Raw genomic sequence first — 21,764 nt, forward strand, 5'->3', positions numbered from 1 at the left:
TTTATACCTTTATCTCTATATCAACACCTGCGGGTAAATCCAGCTTCATCAATTCATCAATGGTTTTTGTGGTCGTATTCAATATTTCCACAATCCGTTTATGAACCTTCATCTGGAACTGTTCACGGGATTTCTTGTTCACATGAGGTGAACGAAGAACTGTATAGACTGATTTGCGGGTTGGCAAAGGAATGGGGCCGGCAATGACGGCTCCGGTTGCCTTAGCCCGCTGGACAATCTTTTCCGTGGATTTATCCAACAGGTTATGATCGTATGATTTTAATGCTATGCGTATTTTTTGTCCTGCCATGATGGTCTGCTTTCCTATTCAATAATGTCCGTCACAACACCGGCACCTACGGTCCGTCCGCCTTCACGGATGGCAAACCGCAACTCTTTTTCCATGGCGATGGGGACGATCAGTTCCACCGTAAAGGTGATCTTGTCACCCGGCATGACCATCTCGACGCCTTCCGGCAGTTCCACCGATCCCGTCACATCCGTGGTCCGAAAATAAAACTGGGGACGGTATCCTTTTACGAACGGTGTATGGCGACCGCCTTCTTCTTTCTTCAGAATGTAGACCTCTGCCTTGAACTTGGTATGGGGCGTAATCGATCCCGGTTTCGCCAAAACCATTCCGCGACGGAGATAGTTCTTGTCAATTCCCCGCAACAGAAGACCTGCATTGTCGCCGGCCTGGCCCTGATCCAGAAGCTTCCGGAACATCTCCACGCCTGTGACAACCGTCTTCTTGATCTCTTTCTCAATACCGACAATCTCCACTTCATCGCCCACACGAACGATTCCACGTTCTATACGGCCTGTTCCCACGGTCCCTCGGCCTGTGATCGAAAAAACATCTTCCACCGGCATCAAAAACGGCTTGTCCACCGCACGTACCGGTTCCGGGATATAACTGTCCACCGCTTCCATCAGCTCGTAGATGCACTTTGTCTTCTCGTCGTCATCCGGATTGTTCAGCGCCTCAAGGGCGGATCCACGGATAATCGGTACCTCGTCTCCCGGAAATTCGTATTCATCCAGAAGTTCACGAAGTTCCATCTCCACCAGATCCAACAGCTCCGGATCATCCACCATATCCACCTTGTTCATAAATACCACGATGGAAGGCACATTCACCTGACGTGCCAATAAAACGTGTTCCCGGGTCTGGGGCATGGGGCCGTCAGCCGCACTTACCACCAGGATCGCTCCATCCATCTGGGCTGCTCCCGTGATCATGTTCTTGATGTAATCCGCGTGTCCCGGACAATCCACATGGGCATAATGACGTTTGGACGTCTCATATTCCACATGGGCTGTGGCAATCGTAATTCCACGTTCCCGTTCCTCAGGGGCGTTGTCAATACTGTCAAAGGAGCGAAGCTCTGCTCCGCCGGCCTTCGCCAATACATACGTGATGGCTGCCGTCAGCGTCGTTTTGCCGTGATCCACATGACCGATCGTTCCGATGTTCACATGCGGCTTCGTTCTTTCAAATTTTTTCTTTGCCATGAGAAAAACTCCTAAATTTTTCCATGAATGCGTTCCAAAATCTTCTCCTGGACAGAGGCGGGAACAGGATCATAGTGATCAAACTGCATCGTAAAAACCGCCCGTCCCTGGGTGATAGACCTCAAGTCAGTTGCGTAGCCGAACATTTCCGCCAGGGGCACATAGCCTGACAGGACCTGAGCGTCATTTCGCGGTGTCATCCCTTTGATCTGACCGCGCCGGGATGTCAGGTCACCCATTACATCCCCTAAATACTCATCGGGCACAATGACTTCCACCGCCATCATGGGTTCCAGGATGATGGGACCCGCTTTTTTGGCAGCTTCCTGTGCGGCCATGGATCCCGCAACTTTGAAAGCCATTTCCGATGAATCTACCTCGTGGTAAGAACCAAAAGTCAATTCGACTTTGATATCTTCCAGAGGATATCCGGCAAGGATGCCATTTTGCAAAGCTTCCCGGATACCTTTATCGACAGACGGGATATATTCTCTGGGAATCACCCCGCCCACAATTTTATTGACAAACTCGTAGCCTTTTCCTTTTTCATTGGGAGACATGGTAATCACCACATGTCCGTACTGACCTTTACCACCGGTCTGGCGGACAAATTTCTTATCCACTTCCACGGTTTTGGTAATGGTCTCTTTATAGGCTACCTGGGGTCTGCCCACATGGGCATTAACCTTGAATTCACGTTTTAACCGGTCTACAATAATCTCGAGATGAAGTTCACCCATACCCCACACAATGGTCTGGCCCGTTTCTTCATTTGAGCGGACCTGAAAGGTGGGATCTTCATCGGCCAGTTTTAAAAGTCCTTTATAGAGCGCATCCTGATCTGCTTTACTGGCCGGTTCGATAGAGACACTGATCACCGGATCGGGAAAAATCATTTCTTCCAGGATGACAGGTTTATCTTTGTCACACAGGGTATGCCCTGTCCGTGTATCTTTCAGTCCGACAACAGCGACAATATCACCGGCCATTGCCTGTTCCACATCTTCCCGTTTATTGGCATGCATCCGGAGGATTCTACCAAAGCGTTCCCGTTTTCCACTCAAAGGATTCTGGGCATACTCGCCGGCAGCAATTTTCCCGGAATAGATTCGGACATATGTCAGTTTCCCTACATAAGGATCCGTCATAATTTTAAAAGCAAGGGCGGAAAAAGGAGCATCCGTATCAGGAGTCCGCACGATGGGTTTTTCAGTTTTGGGATCGATTCCTTTAATGGGGGGAACTTCCAGGGGAGAGGGTAAATAGTCGATAACAGAATTCAGCAGGACCTGTACACCTTTGTTCTTAAAAGCCGAGCCTACAATCACGGGGGTGATATCACCTTTGATAGTTCCCTCACGGATTGCCGACTTAATTTCTTCCGCACTAAGTGTTTCACCTTCAAGATATTTTTCGAGGAGCTCATCATTGTAGGCAGCCACCTCTTCAATCAGATGGTGACGATACTCTTCCACCCGGTCAAACATATCCTTGGGGATATCGCCATACTCAAATTCAGCTCCAAAAGTAGATTCATTGTACAGGATAGACCGCATGTGGATCAGGTCCACAATTCCGGTAAACATTTCACCGGATCCGATAGGTAGAAAAACCGGCAAGGGATTTGCTCCCAGGCGTTTCCGGATCATATCGATGACATAGTAGAAATCGGCACCGGTTCGGTCCATCTTATTGATAAAGGCAATTCGTGGGACTTTATATTTGTCAGCCTGGCGCCAGACCGTTTCAGACTGGGGTTCCACTCCTCCGACACCGCAAAAAATGGCAATGGCTCCATCCAGGACCCGGAGGGAACGTTCCACTTCAGCGGTAAAATCCACGTGTCCCGGCGTATCTATAATATTGATATCATGTCCCTGCCAGGAACAACGGGTTGCTGCTGATGTAATGGTAATACCCCGTTCTCTTTCCTGCTCCATCCAGTCCATTGTGGCTGTCCCTTCGTGGACTTCGCCCAATTTATGAGACCGGCCGGTATAATAGATAATGCGCTCGGTCGTTGTGGTTTTACCCGCATCGATGTGAGCCATAATACCGATATTTCTGAGCTTTTTCAGGTCTGCTTTAGCCATGGGATCCTTTATACTTTACCGAAAATGGGCAAAAGCCCGGTTGGCTTCAGCCATTTTGTGTGTATCTTCCCGTTTTTTCACGGAGCTACCCTCGCCCTGAGAGGCAGCAAGGAGTTCAGCGGCAAGTTTAGTCGCCATACTATCCCCGGAACGGGCATCAGAAAACTTAATGATCCAACGCATCGCCAGGGCGTAGCGGCGGTTATGGCGGACTTCCACAGGTACCTGATATGTGGCGCCTCCGATTCGTTTGGATTTGACTTCCAAAACCGGGGCTACATTATCCAGCGCCTTCTGGAATGTCTCCAGTCCCTTGCCTTTTGTTTTTTCATCCAATATATCCAGTGCGCCGTACAAAATAGACTCGGCAACACCTTTCTTTCCCCGTTCCATCAGGTTGTTGATGAACTTGGCAACCGTTGCTGAATGGTACTTGGGATCGGGGAGAATCTCTCTTTTTTGCGGTTTGTTTCGTCTTGACATTGAAATCGTTCCTTATTTCGGCTTCTTGGCACCATAACGTGAACGGCTGTTTTTCCGGTCCGATACACCGGCCGTATCCAAAGTTCCCCTCACAATATGGTAGCGAACACCCGGTAAATCCTTTACACGACCTCCCTCAATCAACACCAGTGAGTGTTCCTGAAGATTGTGTCCCTCGCCGGGAATATAGGCCGTTACTTCAATACCCGTCGTCAAACGGACACGGGCCACTTTGCGTAATGCTGAGTTCGGTTTCTTGGGCGTGGTTGTATAAACACGGGTACACACACCGCGCTTCTGGGGATTTCCCTGAAGAGCGGGGACCTTATTTTTTTTGATAACCTTTTTTCTGCCCTTTTTCACCAATTGATTGATCGTTGGCATACTTTCTCCAATTTTTGTCAAGCCTGATAATGTAATATCCCTGCTTTTTATAAGCAATGGGATTTATTCAATAAGCAGGTCATCATCATCATAGACCTGGGCATCTGCAAAGAACTCCAGATCATCCACTTCCGTGAATTCCGGTTCCCGGACTTTCAAATTTTCATACCGGGACTGGCCCGTTCCGGCAGGAATCAGGCGGCCCATAATGATATTTTCTTTCAAGCCCTTCAGATAATCCACTTTCCCGGCCACTGCGGCATCGGTCAGCACGCGGGTTGTTTCCTGGAATGATGCGGCAGAAATCCAGCTTTCCGTATTCAGGGATGCACGGGTGATACCCAGCAGCAAGGGTTCAAATGTAGCTGGCACAGCCGGTTCAAACTCTGCAGGTTTCTTCCCGGCCGATTTGTGGCGCTCATTGTCTTCCTCCACTATCTCACGGGGATACAGGTTGTCGTTTTTCAGGGCGGTGTCACCGGAATCGGTAATACGCACCATATTATATATTTTCTCGTTTTCTTCCATCACAACCTGTTTGGATACCCGGTCACCCGTCAGAAAATCCGTATCACCGGGATCACTGACTTCCACTTTCTGGAGCATCTGGCGGACAATCACTTCGATATGTTTGTCATTTATCCGGACACCTTGCAAGCGATAGACGTGCTGAATTTCATTCACCAGATATTTCTGGACTTCATACACACCATTAATCTTCAGAATCTTCTTTGGGGGAATCGCCCCGTCGCAAATGGGATTCCCGGCGTGGATGTAATCACCATCGTGGACCAGAATATGTTTTCCGGGCGGAATTTTATAGGTGTACATCTCACCCAGATCATTTCGGACACGGACCGTCTGAATACCTTTGGAAAGACGGTCAAACTGGACATATCCGTTTACCTCACTCACAATGGCTTCATTGGAAGGATTCCGTGCTTCAAAAAGTTCCGAAACCCTGGGAAGTCCACCGGTAATATCATTACTCCGGGCTGTTTCCTTGGACCGTTTCGCCATGGTTTCACCCTGGCGGACCTTCTGTCCGTCTTTCACCAGCAGTGAGGATGATTCGGGCAGGTTGATTGCCTTTCCGATGGGATTCCCTTCTTCATCTACAATGAGAATCCGGGCTGTTTTATCACGATCCTTGGAGGCAATAATCTGCCATTCTTTGAAACCGGAAGCATCGGACACTTCATCATAGGTCACACCAGGCACCAGATCGATCAGTTTGACATATCCATCATAACGGGACACGATGTGTTCATTATATACATCCCAGTCATAGAGGACTGTAGATTTTTCAACCTGCTGACCATCGTTGACGTAGATTTTTGCACCCTGGGGGACCGTATAGGAAATAAGCTCACGGTTATTACTATCGATGATACTCATTTTTCCATTCCGGACCAGGACAACCCGGTATTTCTGTTTCGTGGTTTCTTCCACAAATTCATTTTCAGAAATATGCAGGTTTTCAGAAAAGGAGACCTGGCCTTCATACCGGGCTGGCTGGTGTGATTCTTCAATCACATGGCTGGCCGTACCACCGATATGGAAGGTTCTCAGGGTCAACTGTGTTCCTGGTTCACCGATAGACTGGGCTGCTACGATACCTACCGCTTCTCCCTGATTAACCAGGGTATTAGTGGCCAGATTCCGTCCGTAGCACTTGGCACAAACCCCGTTCTTAGCCTCACAGGTCAGGACTGAGCGGATCATGACAGATTCCACATTGCTCTCATCCACTGCCCGTGCCTTAACTTCGTCGATCAGTTCACCGGCTTCCACAATAAGCTTATCTGAGACCGGATCGATAATGTCATCCAAAGCCACACGACCCAGAATTCTTTCGGACAGGGGTTCAATCACCCGGTCACCGTCTTTAATGGGAACGACTTCAATGCCGTTGATGCTGCCACAGTCTTCTTCACTGATCACCACATCCTGGGCGACATCCACCAGGCGGCGTGTCAAATACCCGGCATCGGCCGTTTTCAACGCCGTATCGGACAAACCCTTACGGGCCCCATGGGTAGAAATAAAGTATTCAAGTACCGTCAGTCCTTCTTTAAAGTTGGACGTAATAGGCGTTTCAATAATTTCACCCACTCCACCGGTCATGGATTTCTGGGGTTTGTTCATCAATCCACGCATACCGGCAAGCTGTTTCATCTGATCTTTGGATCCCCGGGCGCCAGAATCAGACATCATATAGATGGGATTAAAGCCTTCCCGGTCATTCTGGAGGATCCTGTTCATGGAAGCCTGAACCTGGTCTGTTGTCCTGGACCAGGCGTCGATCACTTTGTTATACCGTTCATTCTCAGTAAGAACACCCTTATTCCGCTTTTGGTTAATGGTGTCCACCTGAGACTGGGTTTTATTGATAATTTTAAATTTATCATCAGGAATCAGAACATCGCTCAGTCCGATGGAAACACCGGACATGGTTGCCAGTTCAAAGCCAAGGTCTTTCAGCTTATCCAGGAAACGGACGGTTTCGTGGAGTCCGACCCGGCGATTGGATTCGGCAATGATGTATTCCAGACGTTTTTTGGTAATCAATTCATTGAAATAGGGCATTCCTTCAGGTATAATGGCATTGAACTGAATCCGTCCGACAGTTGTATCAATCAGTTTGCCGTCTTTCAGGAGTTTTACCTTGGCATGAAGGGTTACCCGCTTGTTATCAAATGCCAGCAAGGCCTCATCATAGGATGAAAACACCATGCCTTCACCGGGTTGATTGGATTTTGCCCGGGTTATGTAATAGGTCCCGAGAACCATATCCTGAGAAGGCACCGAGATGGGATTTCCATGAGCCGGATGGAGGATATTATTGCTCGCCAGCATGAGCATGCGGCATTCGATTTGAGCTTCAAAAGAAAGTGGCACATGGACGGCCATCTGGTCACCGTCGAAGTCTGCATTGAATGCAGCACACACCAGGGGATGCACCCGGATGGCTTTTCCATCAACCAGGACAGGCTGAAAAGCCTGAATTCCCAGACGGTGCAGTGTAGGTGCCCGGTTAAGCAACACGGGATGATCTTTCACCACATATTCCAGAAGTTCCATCACTTCCGGGCTCCGCCGTTCCACCATGCTTTTGGCTGTTTTAGGGGTTGTGGCTTTACCCCGGACCAGGAGTTCATGAACCAGATGGGGTTTGAAAAGCTCTGTCGCCATCAATTTTGGCAGACCGCATTCATGAATTTTCAATTCGGGTCCTACCACAATCACAGAACGTCCAGAATAATCCACACGTTTACCCAGCAGGTTCTGACGGAAGCGGCCTTCTTTTCCATTCAGCATGTCACTGAGAGATTTCAAAGGCCGGCGGGTACCGGAACGGACGGCTGTTCTCCGGCGGCTGTTATCAAAAAGGCTGTCCACTGCTTCCTGAAGCATCCGCTTTTCATTTCTCAGGATCACATCAGGTGCTTTAATATCAATGAGCTGTTTCAGCCGGTTATTCCGGATAATAACTCTCCGGTACAGATCATTCAGATCCGATGCAGCAAAACGACCGCCTTCCAGAGGAACAAGGGGACGGAGTTCAGGTGGAATAACAGGCAGGACTTTCAAAATCATATATTCCGGTCTGTTAACCGGCGGTTCATCTTCTTCAGGCTCAAAGGCTTTCAGAATTTTCAACCGTTTGACAATGTCTGCCTGATCCGATGCAGATGTGCTTTTTTTCAAATCGTTTTTCAGGGTTTGAATCAGCGTGGGAACATCCAGATCCACCAGAATATCGTAGAGAGCTTCAGCACCGGTTTTGGCAATGAAGCGTTCTTCTTCCGGTATCTCTTCTTCGGCTTCTTCCCCATATTTATACAAGAGATCAAGATAGGTATCTTCATCAATTAGTTCCATGGGTTCAACAGGACGGGTTTTACCATTTTCCGTCTCAATGACGGCCTTCCCCGGCTGAATAACGATATAGGATTCATAATAGATGACCTGTTCAATATTCTTGGCAGACATCCCAAGAACATTGGCCAGTTTGGAGGGAATGGATTTCAGGTACCAGATATGGGCTACTGGAACGGCCAGGGTAATGTGTCCCATCCGTTCACGGCGAACCTTTTTCCGGGTGACTTCCACCCCGCACCGGTCACACACAATCCCTTTGTACCGGATTCGTTTATATTTTCCACAATGACATTCCCAGTCTTTCACCGGACCGAAGATCTTTTCACAGAAAAGACCATCTTTTTCCGGTTTATAGGACCGGTAATTGATTGTTTCAGGTTTGAGAACTTCTCCTCTTGATTTGCTCAGAATAGACTCGGGAGAGGAGAGTCTCAGGCGGATTTTGCTAAAATCCTTTTTTGTATCTTGTGAAGCATTGAATTTCACACTCAAGGTGAATTCCTCCTTTGTTAAAAGTGAATCTTACAGAAGATCCACTTCCAGACCCAGTCCCTGAAGTTCTTTCAGCAACACGTTAAATGATTCCGGCATACCGTAATCGGGAAGATTTTCCCCTTTGACGATGGCGTTATACACACGGGATCTGCCATCCACATCATCGGATTTAACGGTCAGAACTTCCTGTAAAGTGAAAGCGGCACCGTATGCTTCAAGGGCCCAGACTTCCATTTCACCGAAACGCTGACCTCCGAACTGGGCTTTTCCACCCAGGGGCTGTTGCGTAATCAGTGAATAGGGACCGGTTGATCTTGCATGCATTTTATCTTCAATCATGTGGGCCAGTTTCATCATGTAAATCTGTCCCACAGCAACTGTATCGTAGATCTTTTCACCGGTTCGGCCGTCGTACAATTCGCTTTTTCCATTTTCAGGCAGACCGGCTTTTTTCAGCTCTTCCTGCACATCCCCATAGCGGGCTCCGTCAAAAACCGGTGTTTCATAGTAAATACCCAGTTTCTTACCGGCCCAGCCCAACATGGTTTCGTACAGCTGTCCAAGGTTCATACGGGAAGGCACACCCAGTGGATTCAGGACGATATCCACAGGAGTTCCGTCCGGCAGATAGGGCATATCTTCCTCGGGAACGATAATGGATACAACACCCTTGTTTCCATGGCGGCCGGCCATCTTATCTCCAACCTGAATTTTCCGTTTGCTGGCTATATATACTTTGGCCAGCTGGAGGACTCCCGGCTGAAGGTCATCACCGGCTTTGACCTTGAACTTTTCATTATCGATTTCATATTGAATATCCTGCTGGACATTCTGAAAATTCTGGATCAGGGTTAACACCTTTTGATACTGTTTTTCATCCTTGATCCAGGGTTTATCCAGATCCACACGCCGGAAATCCATATTTTCAAAGATCTCGGCATTCCATTCACGGCCTTCAGCCACAATGGCATTGCCACCCTTGTCGTAGATTCCGGTACAGGCGTGTCCCTCCAAGAGTCCCAGAAGTTTCCGGGTTAGTTTCCCTTTGAGGGCTGCCAGGCGGCGTGTCAATTCATTATCGAGTTTTTCGATTTTTATTTTTTCATCCCGGCGGGATTCTTTGCCCTTACGGACAAAGAGGCGGGTATCAATCACCACACCGGATGTCCCCGGTTCAGCCCTTTTGGAAGCATCCTTAACATCCCCGGCTTTTTCACCGAAGATGGCCCGGAGCAGTTTCTCTTCCGGAGTCGGATCGGTTTCTCCCTTGGGCGTAACTTTTCCAATCAGGATATCCCCGGACTTTACCTGGGCACCGACGCGAATAATTCCATTTTCCTCAATATTTTTCGTGGCTTCTTCCGAGACATTGGGGATTTCACGGGTCAGTTCTTCGCTTCCCCGTTTTGTTTCCCGGACTTCCAGTTCCACTTCCTTCACGTGAACCGAAGTGAAGATATCCTCTTTTACCATCCGTTCACTGAGAACAATGGCATCCTCGAAGTTATAACCACGCCAGGGCATAAAAGCCACCAAAACGTTTCGGCCGAGGGCCAGTTCCCCTTTATTGGTAGATGTTCCGTCTGCCAGGGGTTGCCCTTTTTTCACAACCTGATTTTTCCGAACAATCGGCCGTTGATTGATGGCTGTATCCTGGTTGGTCCTCTGATATTTTTTCAGATGATACACATGTCGACCCTCGTTTTCATCGAGGGAAACGGAGGCATCAAAACCTTCCAGAGGACGGAGGATAATTTTATTGGCATCTACATATTCAATGACGCCATCTGTATCGGCTACAACAATCGCCCGGCTGTCTGCAGCGATAATCCCTTCCATCCCTGTTCCCACAATAGGGGTACTGGGAGTCAGCAGCGGCACAGACTGACGTTGCATATTACTTCCCATCAGGGCACGGTTAGCATCATCATGTTCCAGAAAAGGAATCAGACTGGCTGCGGCGCTGACAATCTGAATTGGGGCCACATCCATGTAATTCACTTTTTCCGGAGCAACTGCCGGATAGTCGGCGCCTTCCCGGCACTTAACCACATCCAGGGCAAAAGAGTTGTCCTTATTCAAAGGTGCATTTGCCTGGGCAATCACACTTCTGTCTTCATCATCAGCAGAGAGATATTCCACCTCTTCCGTCACAAACGCTTTATTATCCTTCACCTGTGTTTTCCGGTACGGTGTTTCAATAAAGCCCAGGCGGTTCACCACCGCATAAGAAGCCAGTGATGAAATCAAACCGATATTCGGTCCTTCCGGGGTTTCGATGGGACACAAGCGGCCATAGTGAGTATAGTGCACATCACGGACCTCAAAACCGGCCCGTTCACGTGTCAATCCTCCCGGACCCAGGGCAGACAGACGACGCTTGTGGGTCAGTTCAGCCAGAGGATTGGTCTGATCCATAAACTGGGACATCTGCGAGGTACCAAAAAAGGTATTGATGACGGATGTGATAATCCGGCTGTTCACCAGTTCCTGGGGTGTGAGGTTTTCTGCTCTGTGGATATTCATCCGGTCCCGGATCGTCCGTGACATGCGGGTAAAGGCAATGGAGAACTGATTGGCAAGTTGTTCGCCCACAGTTCGCACACGCCGGTTTCCCAAATGGTCGATATCATCAGAGAGTTTATCTCCGCGCCGCATCTTGATCAGGTGCTGAACTATGTAGATAAAATCATCCGGAGTAATCACCGTATTGTCAAGGGGGACATCCATATTGAACTTTTTGTTCATCCGGTAACGCCCCACTTCACCCAGGTCATATTTTTTCGGACTGAAAAAGAGTTTTTCCACAAATTTCTGGGCTGTTTCCAGATTCGGTGGATCTCCATTTCTCAAATTCCGGTACAGGTAGAAAAGAGCATCTTCCTGATTTGGTCCCCCTTCAGCCAGCCGTTCCGGATCCATTTTATCCTTTTCACGGCGGATGGAGTTGGCCAGAAGTTTCAGATCGATTTCCTTATCCGGATCAACCACTTCAATTTTTTTAATTCCGGCTTCTTTCAGCGTCTGAACATGTGAAGCTTCAAGAACGACCCGGTCATCTTCAGAAACGCCGGCGGCCAGGATCACTTCTCCGGTATCAGGATTCAGAATGCTTTGAACCAGGGTCATCCCAATGATTTTATTTGAGACAGTGACTTCTTTCAGTACATCAAACTGTTTTAGAATATCGTAATCGGAATCAAATCCAACTGCACGGAGGAGAATAGAGACGGGAAACTTTTTTCGTCTGTCAATAGTGACATAAATTGCATCGAAAATATCTGTCGTAATATCTACCCAGGAGCCACGGAAGGGAATAATACGGGCATTGTAGAGGATGGAACCGTTGGGATGGCGTGCGTCGTTAAAGAAAACACCGGGAGAACGCTGAAGCTGGCTGACGATAACCCGTTCCGCTCCATTAATAATGAAGGTCCCCCGGTTGGTCATAAAGGGAATATTACCCAGAAACACTTCCTGTTCAATACTCTCTGAATAGACACCGGGTTCTGCATCTTCTTCGGCAATTTTTAAGATTAATTTTGCCTTTAAGGGGGCAGCATAGGTGATACCCCTTTCCAGGCATTCTTTTTCAGAATAGCGAGGTTTTCCGATGGAATAACTCACATAATCCAATGCAAAGGTATTATGGGAGTCCTCGATGGGAAAAATCGCCCTGAAGGCCTGTTCCAGGCCAATATTCTCCCGTTCTTCGGGTTTTTTATCCAACTGCAAAAATTCATTAAATGAATCGAGCTGAATGCTCAGCAAATCGGGGATATCCAAAACCCTTGAGATTCGGGAGAAAGATTTCCGCTGTATAAGTCCTGACAGATTTCTCAAAAGAAATCCTCCCTCATATTATTTCATAAAAAGAAATAAAGAGCCATCAGCATGTGAAGATGGCCCATAAAAACTTCTTTTAATGGCTTTATAGCTGCCATCTTGACTGTTATTTCAGTTCTACAGTTGCACCAGCCTCTTCGAGCTGTTTCTTTACCTTTTCAGCTTCATCTTTTGGCAATGCTTCTTTGATGGTGCTGGGAACACCTTCGACCAGTTCTTTGGCTTCTTTCAGTCCAAGGGAAGTAATCTGGCGGACTTCTTTGATCACGTTGATCTTTTTGTCGCCAAAACTGGTCATCACCACATCAAACTCAGTTTTTTCTTCGGCCTCTTCAGCAGCGGCGGCAGCACCGGGTGCAGCAGCAACGGCCACAGGGGCAGCAGCAGTAACACCGAACTTATCCTCAATTTCTTTGATCAGTTCGGAAATTTCCAGCATATTGGCGTTTTCAAGGTATCCCAATACATCGGCACGTGTAACTTCGGCCATGACTTTCGTCCTCCTTATCTCACTCTATTGTTTTTTTTCTTTCAAAGCATTCAATGCGCCCAGCAGATTACGCATGGGAGCCTGCAAAACTCCGAGAACCTGTTGCATCGGATAGGAAATTCCACTGAGGAATTTACCGAGCAGGACTTCCCGGCTTGGCAGTTCTGCTATTTCATTGACTTTTTCTGCGTTTAAGAATTCCCCTTCAAACAAAATCGCTTTTACATCCGGCTTTCCCAGATCCTTTGTCTCTTTTTTAAAAGCAGTCAGGACCTTGGCGGGGACAACCGGATCGTCTTTCCCATATACGAGGGCTGTGGAACCGGTAAGAAAATCCTTTTTATCCACATCATACCCGGCATTTTTCAGGGCGATTTTTATCAGGGTGTTTTTCACAACCTGCATTTTCACATTTTGTTCAAACATCCTTGAACGCAGGTTGTTGACTTGTTCCACATTCAGGCCGAGATAGTCTGCAAAATAAACGGCTTTTGATGCATTTATTTCTTCAGCAACTTTCTCGACGAGATCTACTTTTACAGGGGTAGGCATAGTATCTTCTCCTAAGCTAAGGCTGTCTGCTTTTCGATTTTAATTCCGGGTCCCTGTGTGGATGTAAGGGTAATCTTCCGCAGGTACTGGCCTTTTGCTCCCTGGGGGCGGAGTTTGACAAGTGTGGCAACCATAGCTTTCACATTTTCCACCAGTTTTGCTTCCTCGAAGGAAACCTTACCGACAGCCACATGAATAATCCCATACCTGTCCACACGAAAACTGATTTTACCCGACTTACTATCCGCAACAGCCTGAGCAATGTCCTGGGTCACGGTCCCGGTTTTGGGGTTGGGCATGAGTCCGTGAGGGCCCAGTACACGTCCAAGTTTACCGATATGACGCATCACATCGGGGGTTGCAATCACCACGTCGAAATCGAGCCATCCGTCCTGGACTTTTTGAATATACTCTTCAAGTCCGGCATAATCCGCACCGGCGTCCAGGGCTTCTTTCACTTTTTCTCCCTGGGCAAAAACCAGTACACGGACTTTCTTTCCGGTCCCGTGGGGCAGGATTACCGTCCCCCGGACCATCTGATCGGCGTATTTTGGTTCCACACCCAGGTTAATGCTCAGTTCGACGGATTCGTCAAATTTAGCAGAAGCGACTTTTTTCAGGAGCTGAACGCCCTCAACCAGGGGGTATTCATGTTCCCTGTCCACTTGTTTCATCAGTTCAAGATATCGCCGACTATGTTTCATGATATCACTCTGCCTCCTCTATCCTTCAACCTGCAGGCCCATACTTCTTGCAGTACCGGCGATCATTTCCATGGCCGCCTCCACTGTATGAGCATTCAGGTCCTGCATCTTCAATTCAGCGATCTCCTGAAGATCTTTTCGGGAGACTTTCCCGACTTTCACTTTGTTCGATTCGGGAGATCCCTTTTGGATCTTTGCCGCTTTCTTTAGCAATACTGCCGCAGGGGGGGTTTTGGTAATAAAGGTAAAAGACCGGTCTCCGTATACTGTAATGACAACCGGTATAATTAAACCCATTTTATCAGTCGTTTTGGCATTATATGCTTTACAAAACTCCATGATATTCACCCCGTGCTGTCCCAAAGCCGGACCGACCGGTGGTGAGGGATTTGCTTGTCCTGCAGGGAGTTGCAATTTGATGACAGCTACTATTTTCTTTGCCATGCGTTACAACCTATTTTTCTCGTTCAACTTGTAAATAGTCCAGTTCAACCGGCGTAGATCTGCCGAAGATACTGACCATAATTTTCAATTTTTTCTTCTCTTCATTGATTTCCTGAACCACCCCGGTAAAATCCATAAAGGGGCCGTCCACAATCTTCACAGGATCACCCACAGAAAAGGGTGTGGCGATCACTTCACGTCCGTCTTTCTTTTCCACTTCACCCTGTATTCGGCGGACCTCATTCTCTGTCAGAGCCTGGGGGCGCCCTTTGGGTCCGACAAAACTGATGACACCAGATACATTTTCAATAAAGTACTTCGTCTCTTTCGTGAGTTCCATCTTGATCATAATATATCCGGGATAGAACACTTTTACCCGGGACCGTTTTTTCCCTTCGCGCATTTCGACCACATTTTCCGTCGGGACCAGAACCTCTTCGATATAATCCCTGAGTTTACGGGCTTCCGCCTCGTACAGGATACGATCAGCCACTTGTCTCTCTTTACCGGAAAATGCTTTAATTGTGTACCACTTCATATCTGTCACTTATTTTTAATACAGCAGCGCATGGACTGATTGAGAGAGGATGAAATCAACAACAAAAAGGAACACAACAAGGATAATGGAAAAAAATATTACCACCTTGGTGGAACCCTTCAGTTCTTCAAAAGTCGGCCATGTAACCTTCTTCATCTCGAATTGGACACTTGCCAGGAAATCACGTATTTTTTTGATCATCTTTTTATTTCCTCTCTTCTTCGCAGGTCCGGAGGGATTCGAACCCCCAACTTGCGGTTTTGGAGACCGCTGCTCTGCCAATTGAACTACGGACCTGTCCGATCAAATTACCGGGTCTCTTTATGCACCGTATGCGTCTGACACCAGGGACAGTACTTTTTGTATTCTACACGTTGAGGATGTTTACGTTTGTTTTTCGTCGTCGTGTAGTTTCTACGTTTGCATTCGCTGCATGCCAGGATAATTGTATCACGCATGGTCGGTCCTCAAAGGGTTATTTATTCAATAATGTCCGTCACAACACCGGCACCTACGGTCCGTCCGCCTTCACGGATGGCAAACCGCAACTCTTTTTCCATGGCGATGGGGACGATCAGTTCCACCGTAAAGGTGATCTTGTCACCCGGCATGACCATCTCGACGCCTTCCGGCAGTTCCACCGATCCCGTCACATCCGTGGTCCGAAAATAAAACTGGGGACGGTATCCTTTTACGAACGGTGTATGGCGACCGCCTTCTTCTTTCTTCAGAATGTAGACCTCTGCCTTGAACTTGGTATGGGGCGTAATCGATCCCGGTTTCGCCAAAACCATTCCGCGACGGAGATAGTTCTTGTCAATTCCCCGCAACAGAAGACCTGCATTGTCGCCGGCCTGGCCCTGATCCAGAAGCTTCCGGAACATCTCCACGCCTGTGACAACCGTCTTCTTGATCTCTTTCTCAATACCGACAATCTCCACTTCATCGCCCACACGAACGATTCCACGTTCTATACGGCCTGTTCCCACGGTCCCTCGGCCTGTGATCGAAAAAACATCTTCCACCGGCATCAAAAACGGCTTGTCCACCGCACGTACCGGTTCCGGGATATAACTGTCCACCGCTTCCATCAGCTCGTAGATGCACTTTGTCTTCTCGTCGTCATCCGGATTGTTCAGCGCCTCAAGGGCGGATCCACGGATAATCGGTACCTCGTCTCCCGGAAATTCGTATTCATCCAGAAGTTCACGAAGTTCCATCTCCACCAGATCCAACAGCTCCGGATCATCCACCATATCCACCTTGTTCATAAATACCACGATGGAAGGCACATTCACCTGACGTGCCAATAAAACGTGTTCCCGGGTCTGGGGCATGGGGCCGTCAGCCGCACTTACCACCAGGATCGCTCCATCCATCTGGGCTGCTCCCGTGATCATGTTCTTGATGTAATCCGCGTGTCCCGGACAATCCACATGGGCATAATGACGTTTGGACGTCTCATATTCCACATGGGCTGTGGCAATCGTAATTCCACGTTCCCGTTCCTCAGGGGCGTTGTCAATACTGTCAAAGGAGCGAAGCTCTGCTCCGCCGGCCTTCGCCAATACATACGTGATGGCTGCCGTCAGCGTCGTTTTGCCGTGATCCACATGACCGATCGTTCCGATGTTCACATGCGGCTTCGTTCTTTCAAATTTTTTCTTTGCCATGATAACTCCTCAGCTGAATTTGTTCAAGTATCATTGAGCCCACGACCGGACTTGAACCGGTGACCTCTTCCTTACCAAGGAAGCGCGACTACCGACTGTGCTACGTGGGCAAAAAAAAGCCTGTCACCAGAAAAGACAGTGACAGGCTTCAAAAATTCCCGTATTGTACAATTTCTGGTCCAAGCGGATATGCCTGAAAACATATCCTCCCAAGTCCTCTTTCAATGATCTGGAGCGGGTGATGAGAATCGAACTCACGTAATCAGCTTGGAAGGCTGATGTTCTACCACTGAACTACACCCGCAAAGTGGGCCAGGATGGATTTGAACCACCGTAGGCTTCCGCCGGCAGATTTACAGTCTGCTGCCATTGACCGCTCGGCCACTGACCCCTTTCGTTGTCTGAGCCACCAGCCGGAATCGAACCAGCGACCAACGGTTTACAAAACCGCCGCTCTACCAGCTGAGCTATGGTGGCACAAGGCAATTTTCAAAAAGCTTGGAAATATAAGAAGAAACCTCTGGATCATGCAAATAAAAATTGTGTTTTCCCTAAACCCTGTGTCTCCATTTTTTCATGGATATCCAGACGAAAGGTCGACTCCTGGTAAAAGCCCGGATTTCTGACATATCTTTTACTGAATCACGGGCCCGGGAACAGATCACATGGATAAGATTCAACGTATTATTCATTTGATAAACTGTATAGATATTAGTAGTATAAGAAGATACGCTTTTAAACGGTTATCGTGTGAAACAGCGGGTTATGGGCCGGTTAAAAGGGAATGACATCATCCCTTGCATGAGATTCACATAAGCCATTCTGAACAGTAATATTGGAAACAGCGATGACAAAGAAACGAATTTTGATTGTTGAAGATGAGCGGATCATAGCTGAAGATCTTCGGGTCACCCTTGAGAGTTTTGGATATGAAGTGATCGATATTATATCCAGCGGAGAAAATGCCATCAAAAAAGCGGGAGAAACCCTGCCGGATTTAATCCTCATGGATATGGTTCTTGAGGGAGAAATGCGGGGATCTGAAGCCGCAGAAAACATTCACCGGAAATATGACACCCCTATTATTTTTCTGACAGCTTATGCCGATGAAAACACACTGAATATGGCCAAGGCTTCTGAGCCCTACGGTTATTTAATCAAGCCCTTTGAAGAACGTGAACTTCAGGCAACAATTGAGATGTTTTTCTACAAAATTGACCTGGAGCAAAAGCTGGAAAGCAGTGAACTCCGTTTGCGTTCACTTTTTGAAAAAGCACATGATGGAATCATCATTGTCGATGAGCACAAACACATTCTGGAAATCAATGAAGTGGCTATTCACATCAGTGGATATAGCCGGGATGAACTTCTGAAAAAAGAATATCAGGACATACTGCCGGATTTGGATCTGCACACCATTCAGGATGAGAAGACAAAAAGCCATGTCGTTGAAACTTTTATCCTGAGCCAAAACAAAGATCAGATCCCTGTGGAAATATCCCACTCAAACTACACGCTCCAGAATGAACGATTCATCATGCTGGTTTTTCGGGACATATCCGAACGGATACGGAACCGTGAAATCCTGGAAAGGCGGGATCAAATCCTGGAAGCGGTGGGTGTTGTTGCTGAACGGCTTTTATCCAGTGATCAGATTGACAAGGCCATGAACGAGAGTCTGAAACATATTGGAGAGGCAACCTCAGCCGATCGCTGTTATATTTTTAAAAACGTACTGAATCCTCAAAATGAACTCTGCATGACCCTGAAGTATGAGTGGACCCATGAGACCATTGCTCCTCAGTTAAACAATGATCTTTTACAGAATATGCCCTATGAAGTAAATGCCGATAACATATATGCAGTCCTTTCTCAAAATAAAATATATCACAAAAATGCCAGGGATTTTAACGAAGCAGAAAAAATCATTCTGGGTGGGCAGGATATCCAATCCCTGGTGCTGGTACCTATTTCAGTCGACAATGCCTGGTGGGGCTTTATCGGTCTGGATGATTGCCATGAGGAAAAAGAGTGGGCGCCGGCGGAAATCGAAGCCCTGAAAGTCGTGGCAGGCACCATCGGGGCCGCCATTCAGAATTATAATGCCCGAATCAATATTCAGAAATCCGAGGATAAATACAGACTTCTGGTAGACAGTATCAATGATGGAATTGTCATCAGTCAAAACGGGGAGTTTATCTTTTATAACAAACGTTTTGCAGAAATCCTGGGGTATGAACCTGAAGAACTTCAAAATATCAACTACCGGAAAATATATTCCAGGCGGGGACTGAAAATATTGATGGAACGTTTAGAAAAGCGCCAGCTGGGTGAAAAAGTCCCTGGACGATACGAAACCTATTTTCTGAAAAAAGACGGAAAAGAGATCGATGTTGAAGTCAATGTTTCCATAATTGAATATGAAGGGAATCCGGCATCCTTTGCCATTATCCGGGATATTACGGAACAGAAAGAAGCCATCAACGAAATTCTGAAACTATCCCGGGCTCTGGAACAGAGTTCATCCTCCATCATCATTACAGATATTAAAAGCGGCATAGAATATGTAAATCCCCGCTTTACGGAAGTCACCGGATATTCTAAAGAAGACGTTCTGGGAAAAAAGATGTCTCACCTGAAATCCGGAGTCAATCCCGAGGATACTTATCAGGAATTGTGGGAAACCATCATCCAGGGTGAGAACTGGTACGGAGAATTGCAGAACAAGCGAAAAGATGGAACATTATTCTGGGAAAAGGTCTCGATATCCCCTATCCGGGACAATCATGGTCAGATCACCCATTACGTGGCCATCCGGGATGATATTACCGATCAAAAGCAGCAGGAAGAGGAACTCCGGGAGAGTGAGGAAAAACTCCGGGCCATCACTGATTCGGCCAGTGACGGTATTGTGATGGTTGATCACAAAGCCAGGATTGTCTTCTGGAATCCTTCTGCTGAGAAAATATTTGGATACACAGCCGAAGAGATTCTGGGAAAGAATTTCTTTCATGCCATTGTTCCTCAGAAATATAAAGAAAAATTTGATACAGAATCGTTTGATGGAAAATTTCCGGATGAAATGTTAGGCAGCGGATTTGAAATCAACATCACCCGAAAAGATCATAAGGAAATATCCATTGAAGCCTCATTTTCGTCAGTCCGTCTGCAGGGACACTGGAACACCATTGCCATCATCCGGGATATTTCCGAACGGAAGCAGGCTGAGCAGGAAATCAACATGCTGGCACATGCCATCAAAAGCATCAGTGAGGCTGTATCCGTTACTGATCTGAACGACCGGATCATTTTCGTGAACAATGCATTTATCAAAACCTACGGGTATACACGGGATGAACTTATCGGGAAGCATATCAGTCTGATCCGGACAGACGAAATGATGAATGACAGTGTTTTATTGGAATCCATCCGCAATGGGACCCTGGACGGCGGCTGGCAGGGAGAAGTGTTAAACCGGCGAAAAGATGGCACTGTTTTTCCTGTGATGTTATCCACCTCCCTTCTCCATGATGAAAACGGTGTACCACGGGCGTCCATTGGGGTGGCGCGGGATATTTCTGAACGGAAACAATCCGAAAAAGAGCTATATCAAAGCCGGGAGCGGTTGAATATCATCCTCCACAGCATTGGTAACGGAGTGGTTGTGATCGATTCTAAAGACCGGGTGATCATCTACAATGAAAAAGCGCGGGAACTTCTGAATCTCTCGGATCCTTTGGAGCCCATCCCTCATGTACGGGATATGCTGATTCATTGTGAACAACACGGAAAGGTTTTACTGGATTCATTGGATACCGGTGCTTTTTCCAATCTGGAGATTATCGTTACCGAACCGGATCACCGGATTCTTTATGTCACCGGGACAACCTTTGAGGATGTGGACGGTGAATCTGCAGGTAAGGTGTTTATTTTACGGGATGTCACCAAAGAGCGTGAAATCGACCGGATGAAAACGGATTTTGTCTCCAGTGTATCCCATGAACTCCGGACCCCTCTTACATCCATTATGGGTTTTTCCAATACAATTCTCCGAAAAGAAAAGATGCCTGAGGATATGAAAAAAGAGTTTATTGAGATCATTTACAATGAAAGCAAGCGCCTTGCCCGCCTGATTGAAGACGTCCTCAGCATATCCAAAATCGAGTCCGGCAAAATTACCTTTGAAATGAAGCCTTTGAATCTGGATGAAGTGATCCAGGATGCCGTGACAATTTACAGGACCCAGGCAGAAGACAAGCAAATAGATTTGACGTATGAAAAAGATGAAACGCTGCCTGAGATACTTGGTGACCGGGATGCCATGAGTCAGGTGATTGTGAATCTTATCAGCAATGCCCTGAAATTTACACCCACCAAGGGAAATATTGATGTCCGGTTGAAACATAAGGACGGTCAGATTGTATTAGATGTAGAGGACAATGGCATGGGAATCCCCAAGAATGAGCAGGATAAAATTTTCCAGAAATTTTACCGGATACATCGGCCGGGGACACAGATACAGGGAACAGGTCTGGGTTTATCCATTGTGATGGAGATTATCGAGAAACACAAGGGAAAAATTGAAATCTTTAGCGAAGAAAACATGGGAAGTCTGTTTAGAATATCCCTGCCGGTTTTTGGAAACTAAAAATTAAAGCA

16 protein-coding genes and 5 tRNA genes are annotated in these 21,764 nt (G+C 47.3%); 1 reads left to right on the plus strand and 20 read right to left on the minus strand.

Annotated elements, in window-relative coordinates; genetic code table 11:
- Window position 1 precedes the first annotated feature (1 nt).
- From rpsJ to strainIA91_RS08215, 20 genes are all read right to left on the minus strand, one after another.
- A complete protein-coding gene (rpsJ, locus tag strainIA91_RS08120; RefSeq protein ID WP_400166284.1) occupies window positions 2–310 on the minus strand; it encodes a 30S ribosomal protein S10 in 309 nt (102 codons plus the stop codon).
- 14 nt (window positions 311–324) lie between these two features.
- Window positions 325–1,518 (minus strand): elongation factor Tu, encoded by a 1,194-nt coding sequence (gene tuf / locus strainIA91_RS08125; protein ID WP_400166285.1) that lies wholly within the window; start codon window positions 1,516–1,518, stop codon window positions 325–327.
- Window positions 1,519–1,529: 11 nt separating this feature from the next.
- Window positions 1,530–3,611, minus strand: a complete 2,082-nt coding sequence (gene fusA / locus strainIA91_RS08130) for an elongation factor G (RefSeq protein WP_400166286.1) — start codon at window positions 3,609–3,611, stop codon at window positions 1,530–1,532.
- Window positions 3,612–3,626: 15 nt separating this feature from the next.
- Complete coding sequence (gene rpsG / locus strainIA91_RS08135; protein ID WP_400166287.1) at window positions 3,627–4,094, minus strand: 30S ribosomal protein S7; 468 nt, start codon at window positions 4,092–4,094, stop codon at window positions 3,627–3,629.
- A gap of 12 nt (window positions 4,095–4,106) precedes the next feature.
- The gene (gene rpsL / locus strainIA91_RS08140; protein ID WP_400166288.1) at window positions 4,107–4,478 is read right to left on the minus strand and encodes a 30S ribosomal protein S12; all 372 of its coding nucleotides are present in this window, start codon (window positions 4,476–4,478) and stop codon (window positions 4,107–4,109) included.
- Between the two features lie 63 nt (window positions 4,479–4,541).
- Window positions 4,542–8,849 (minus strand): DNA-directed RNA polymerase subunit beta', encoded by a 4,308-nt coding sequence (gene rpoC, locus strainIA91_RS08145; protein ID WP_400168249.1) that lies wholly within the window; start codon window positions 8,847–8,849, stop codon window positions 4,542–4,544.
- A gap of 36 nt (window positions 8,850–8,885) precedes the next feature.
- Complete coding sequence (gene rpoB, locus strainIA91_RS08150; RefSeq protein WP_400166289.1) at window positions 8,886–12,701, minus strand: DNA-directed RNA polymerase subunit beta; 3,816 nt, start codon at window positions 12,699–12,701, stop codon at window positions 8,886–8,888.
- 109 nt (window positions 12,702–12,810) lie between these two features.
- A complete protein-coding gene (gene rplL / locus strainIA91_RS08155; protein WP_400166290.1) occupies window positions 12,811–13,194 on the minus strand; it encodes a 50S ribosomal protein L7/L12 in 384 nt (127 codons plus the stop codon).
- Between the two features lie 24 nt (window positions 13,195–13,218).
- Window positions 13,219–13,746: a 50S ribosomal protein L10 gene (gene rplJ / locus strainIA91_RS08160; protein ID WP_400166291.1), complete on the minus strand. Its 528-nt coding sequence runs from the start codon at window positions 13,744–13,746 to the stop codon at window positions 13,219–13,221.
- Between the two features lie 11 nt (window positions 13,747–13,757).
- A complete protein-coding gene (rplA, locus tag strainIA91_RS08165) occupies window positions 13,758–14,453 on the minus strand; it encodes a 50S ribosomal protein L1 (protein WP_400168250.1) in 696 nt (231 codons plus the stop codon).
- 15 nt (window positions 14,454–14,468) lie between these two features.
- Complete coding sequence (rplK, locus tag strainIA91_RS08170; protein WP_400166292.1) at window positions 14,469–14,894, minus strand: 50S ribosomal protein L11; 426 nt, start codon at window positions 14,892–14,894, stop codon at window positions 14,469–14,471.
- A 10-nt stretch (window positions 14,895–14,904) separates the two neighbouring features.
- Complete coding sequence (gene nusG, locus strainIA91_RS08175) at window positions 14,905–15,432, minus strand: transcription termination/antitermination protein NusG (RefSeq protein ID WP_400166293.1); 528 nt, start codon at window positions 15,430–15,432, stop codon at window positions 14,905–14,907.
- A gap of 15 nt (window positions 15,433–15,447) precedes the next feature.
- Window positions 15,448–15,633 carry a preprotein translocase subunit SecE gene (secE, locus tag strainIA91_RS08180; RefSeq protein ID WP_400166294.1) on the minus strand — a complete coding sequence of 62 codons (186 nt, stop codon included), beginning with the start codon at window positions 15,631–15,633 and terminating at the stop codon, window positions 15,448–15,450.
- Between the two features lie 23 nt (window positions 15,634–15,656).
- Window positions 15,657–15,729, minus strand: a tRNA-Trp gene (locus tag strainIA91_RS08185).
- Window positions 15,730–15,740: 11 nt separating this feature from the next.
- Window positions 15,741–15,890, minus strand: coding sequence for a 50S ribosomal protein L33 (gene rpmG / locus strainIA91_RS08190; protein ID WP_400166295.1), 150 nt, complete (start codon window positions 15,888–15,890; stop codon window positions 15,741–15,743).
- Between the two features lie 21 nt (window positions 15,891–15,911).
- Window positions 15,912–17,105 (minus strand): elongation factor Tu, encoded by a 1,194-nt coding sequence (tuf, locus tag strainIA91_RS08195; protein WP_400166285.1) that lies wholly within the window; start codon window positions 17,103–17,105, stop codon window positions 15,912–15,914.
- Between the two features lie 36 nt (window positions 17,106–17,141).
- A tRNA-Thr gene (locus strainIA91_RS08200) sits at window positions 17,142–17,215 on the minus strand.
- Between the two features lie 120 nt (window positions 17,216–17,335).
- Window positions 17,336–17,409, minus strand: a tRNA-Gly gene (locus strainIA91_RS08205).
- A gap of 4 nt (window positions 17,410–17,413) precedes the next feature.
- Window positions 17,414–17,496, minus strand: a tRNA-Tyr gene (locus strainIA91_RS08210).
- A 13-nt stretch (window positions 17,497–17,509) separates the two neighbouring features.
- Window positions 17,510–17,582: transfer RNA gene (locus tag strainIA91_RS08215), tRNA-Thr, on the minus strand.
- A gap of 370 nt (window positions 17,583–17,952) precedes the next feature.
- Between strainIA91_RS08215 and strainIA91_RS08220 the strand changes: the two genes are divergently transcribed.
- On the plus strand, window positions 17,953–21,753 hold the full coding sequence (locus tag strainIA91_RS08220) for a PAS domain S-box protein (protein WP_400166296.1): 3,801 nt from the start codon (window positions 17,953–17,955) through the stop codon (window positions 21,751–21,753).
- Window positions 21,754–21,764: the final 11 nt, after the last annotated feature.

The sequence above is a fragment of the Candidatus Neomarinimicrobiota bacterium genome (assembly GCA_041154365.1).
GTDB lineage: Bacteria > Fidelibacterota > Fidelibacteria > Fidelibacterales > Fidelibacteraceae > Fidelibacter > Fidelibacter multiformis.

What these genes read in the sequence shown, in the direction of transcription:
- tuf (WP_400166285.1), bottom strand. Translation starts at nt 1,518, where the DNA reads ATGGCAAAGAAAAAATTTGAAAGAACGAAGCCGCATGTGAACATCGGA.
- nusG (WP_400166293.1), bottom strand. Translation starts at nt 15,432, where the DNA reads ATGAAGTGGTACACAATTAAAGCATTTTCCGGTAAAGAGAGACAAGTG.
- rpmG (WP_400166295.1), bottom strand. Translation starts at nt 15,890, where the DNA reads ATGCGTGATACAATTATCCTGGCATGCAGCGAATGCAAACGTAGAAAC.
- rpsL (WP_400166288.1), bottom strand. Translation starts at nt 4,478, where the DNA reads ATGCCAACGATCAATCAATTGGTGAAAAAGGGCAGAAAAAAGGTTATC.
- rplL (WP_400166290.1), bottom strand. Translation starts at nt 13,194, where the DNA reads ATGGCCGAAGTTACACGTGCCGATGTATTGGGATACCTTGAAAACGCC.
- secE (WP_400166294.1), bottom strand. Translation starts at nt 15,633, where the DNA reads ATGATCAAAAAAATACGTGATTTCCTGGCAAGTGTCCAATTCGAGATG.
- strainIA91_RS08220 (WP_400166296.1), top strand. Translation starts at nt 17,953, where the DNA reads ATGACAAAGAAACGAATTTTGATTGTTGAAGATGAGCGGATCATAGCT.
- rpsJ (WP_400166284.1), bottom strand. Translation starts at nt 310, where the DNA reads ATGGCAGGACAAAAAATACGCATAGCATTAAAATCATACGATCATAAC.
- rplJ (WP_400166291.1), bottom strand. Translation starts at nt 13,746, where the DNA reads ATGCCTACCCCTGTAAAAGTAGATCTCGTCGAGAAAGTTGCTGAAGAA.
- rplK (WP_400166292.1), bottom strand. Translation starts at nt 14,894, where the DNA reads ATGGCAAAGAAAATAGTAGCTGTCATCAAATTGCAACTCCCTGCAGGA.
- fusA (WP_400166286.1), bottom strand. Translation starts at nt 3,611, where the DNA reads ATGGCTAAAGCAGACCTGAAAAAGCTCAGAAATATCGGTATTATGGCT.
- rpsG (WP_400166287.1), bottom strand. Translation starts at nt 4,094, where the DNA reads ATGTCAAGACGAAACAAACCGCAAAAAAGAGAGATTCTCCCCGATCCC.
- tuf (WP_400166285.1), bottom strand. Translation starts at nt 17,105, where the DNA reads ATGGCAAAGAAAAAATTTGAAAGAACGAAGCCGCATGTGAACATCGGA.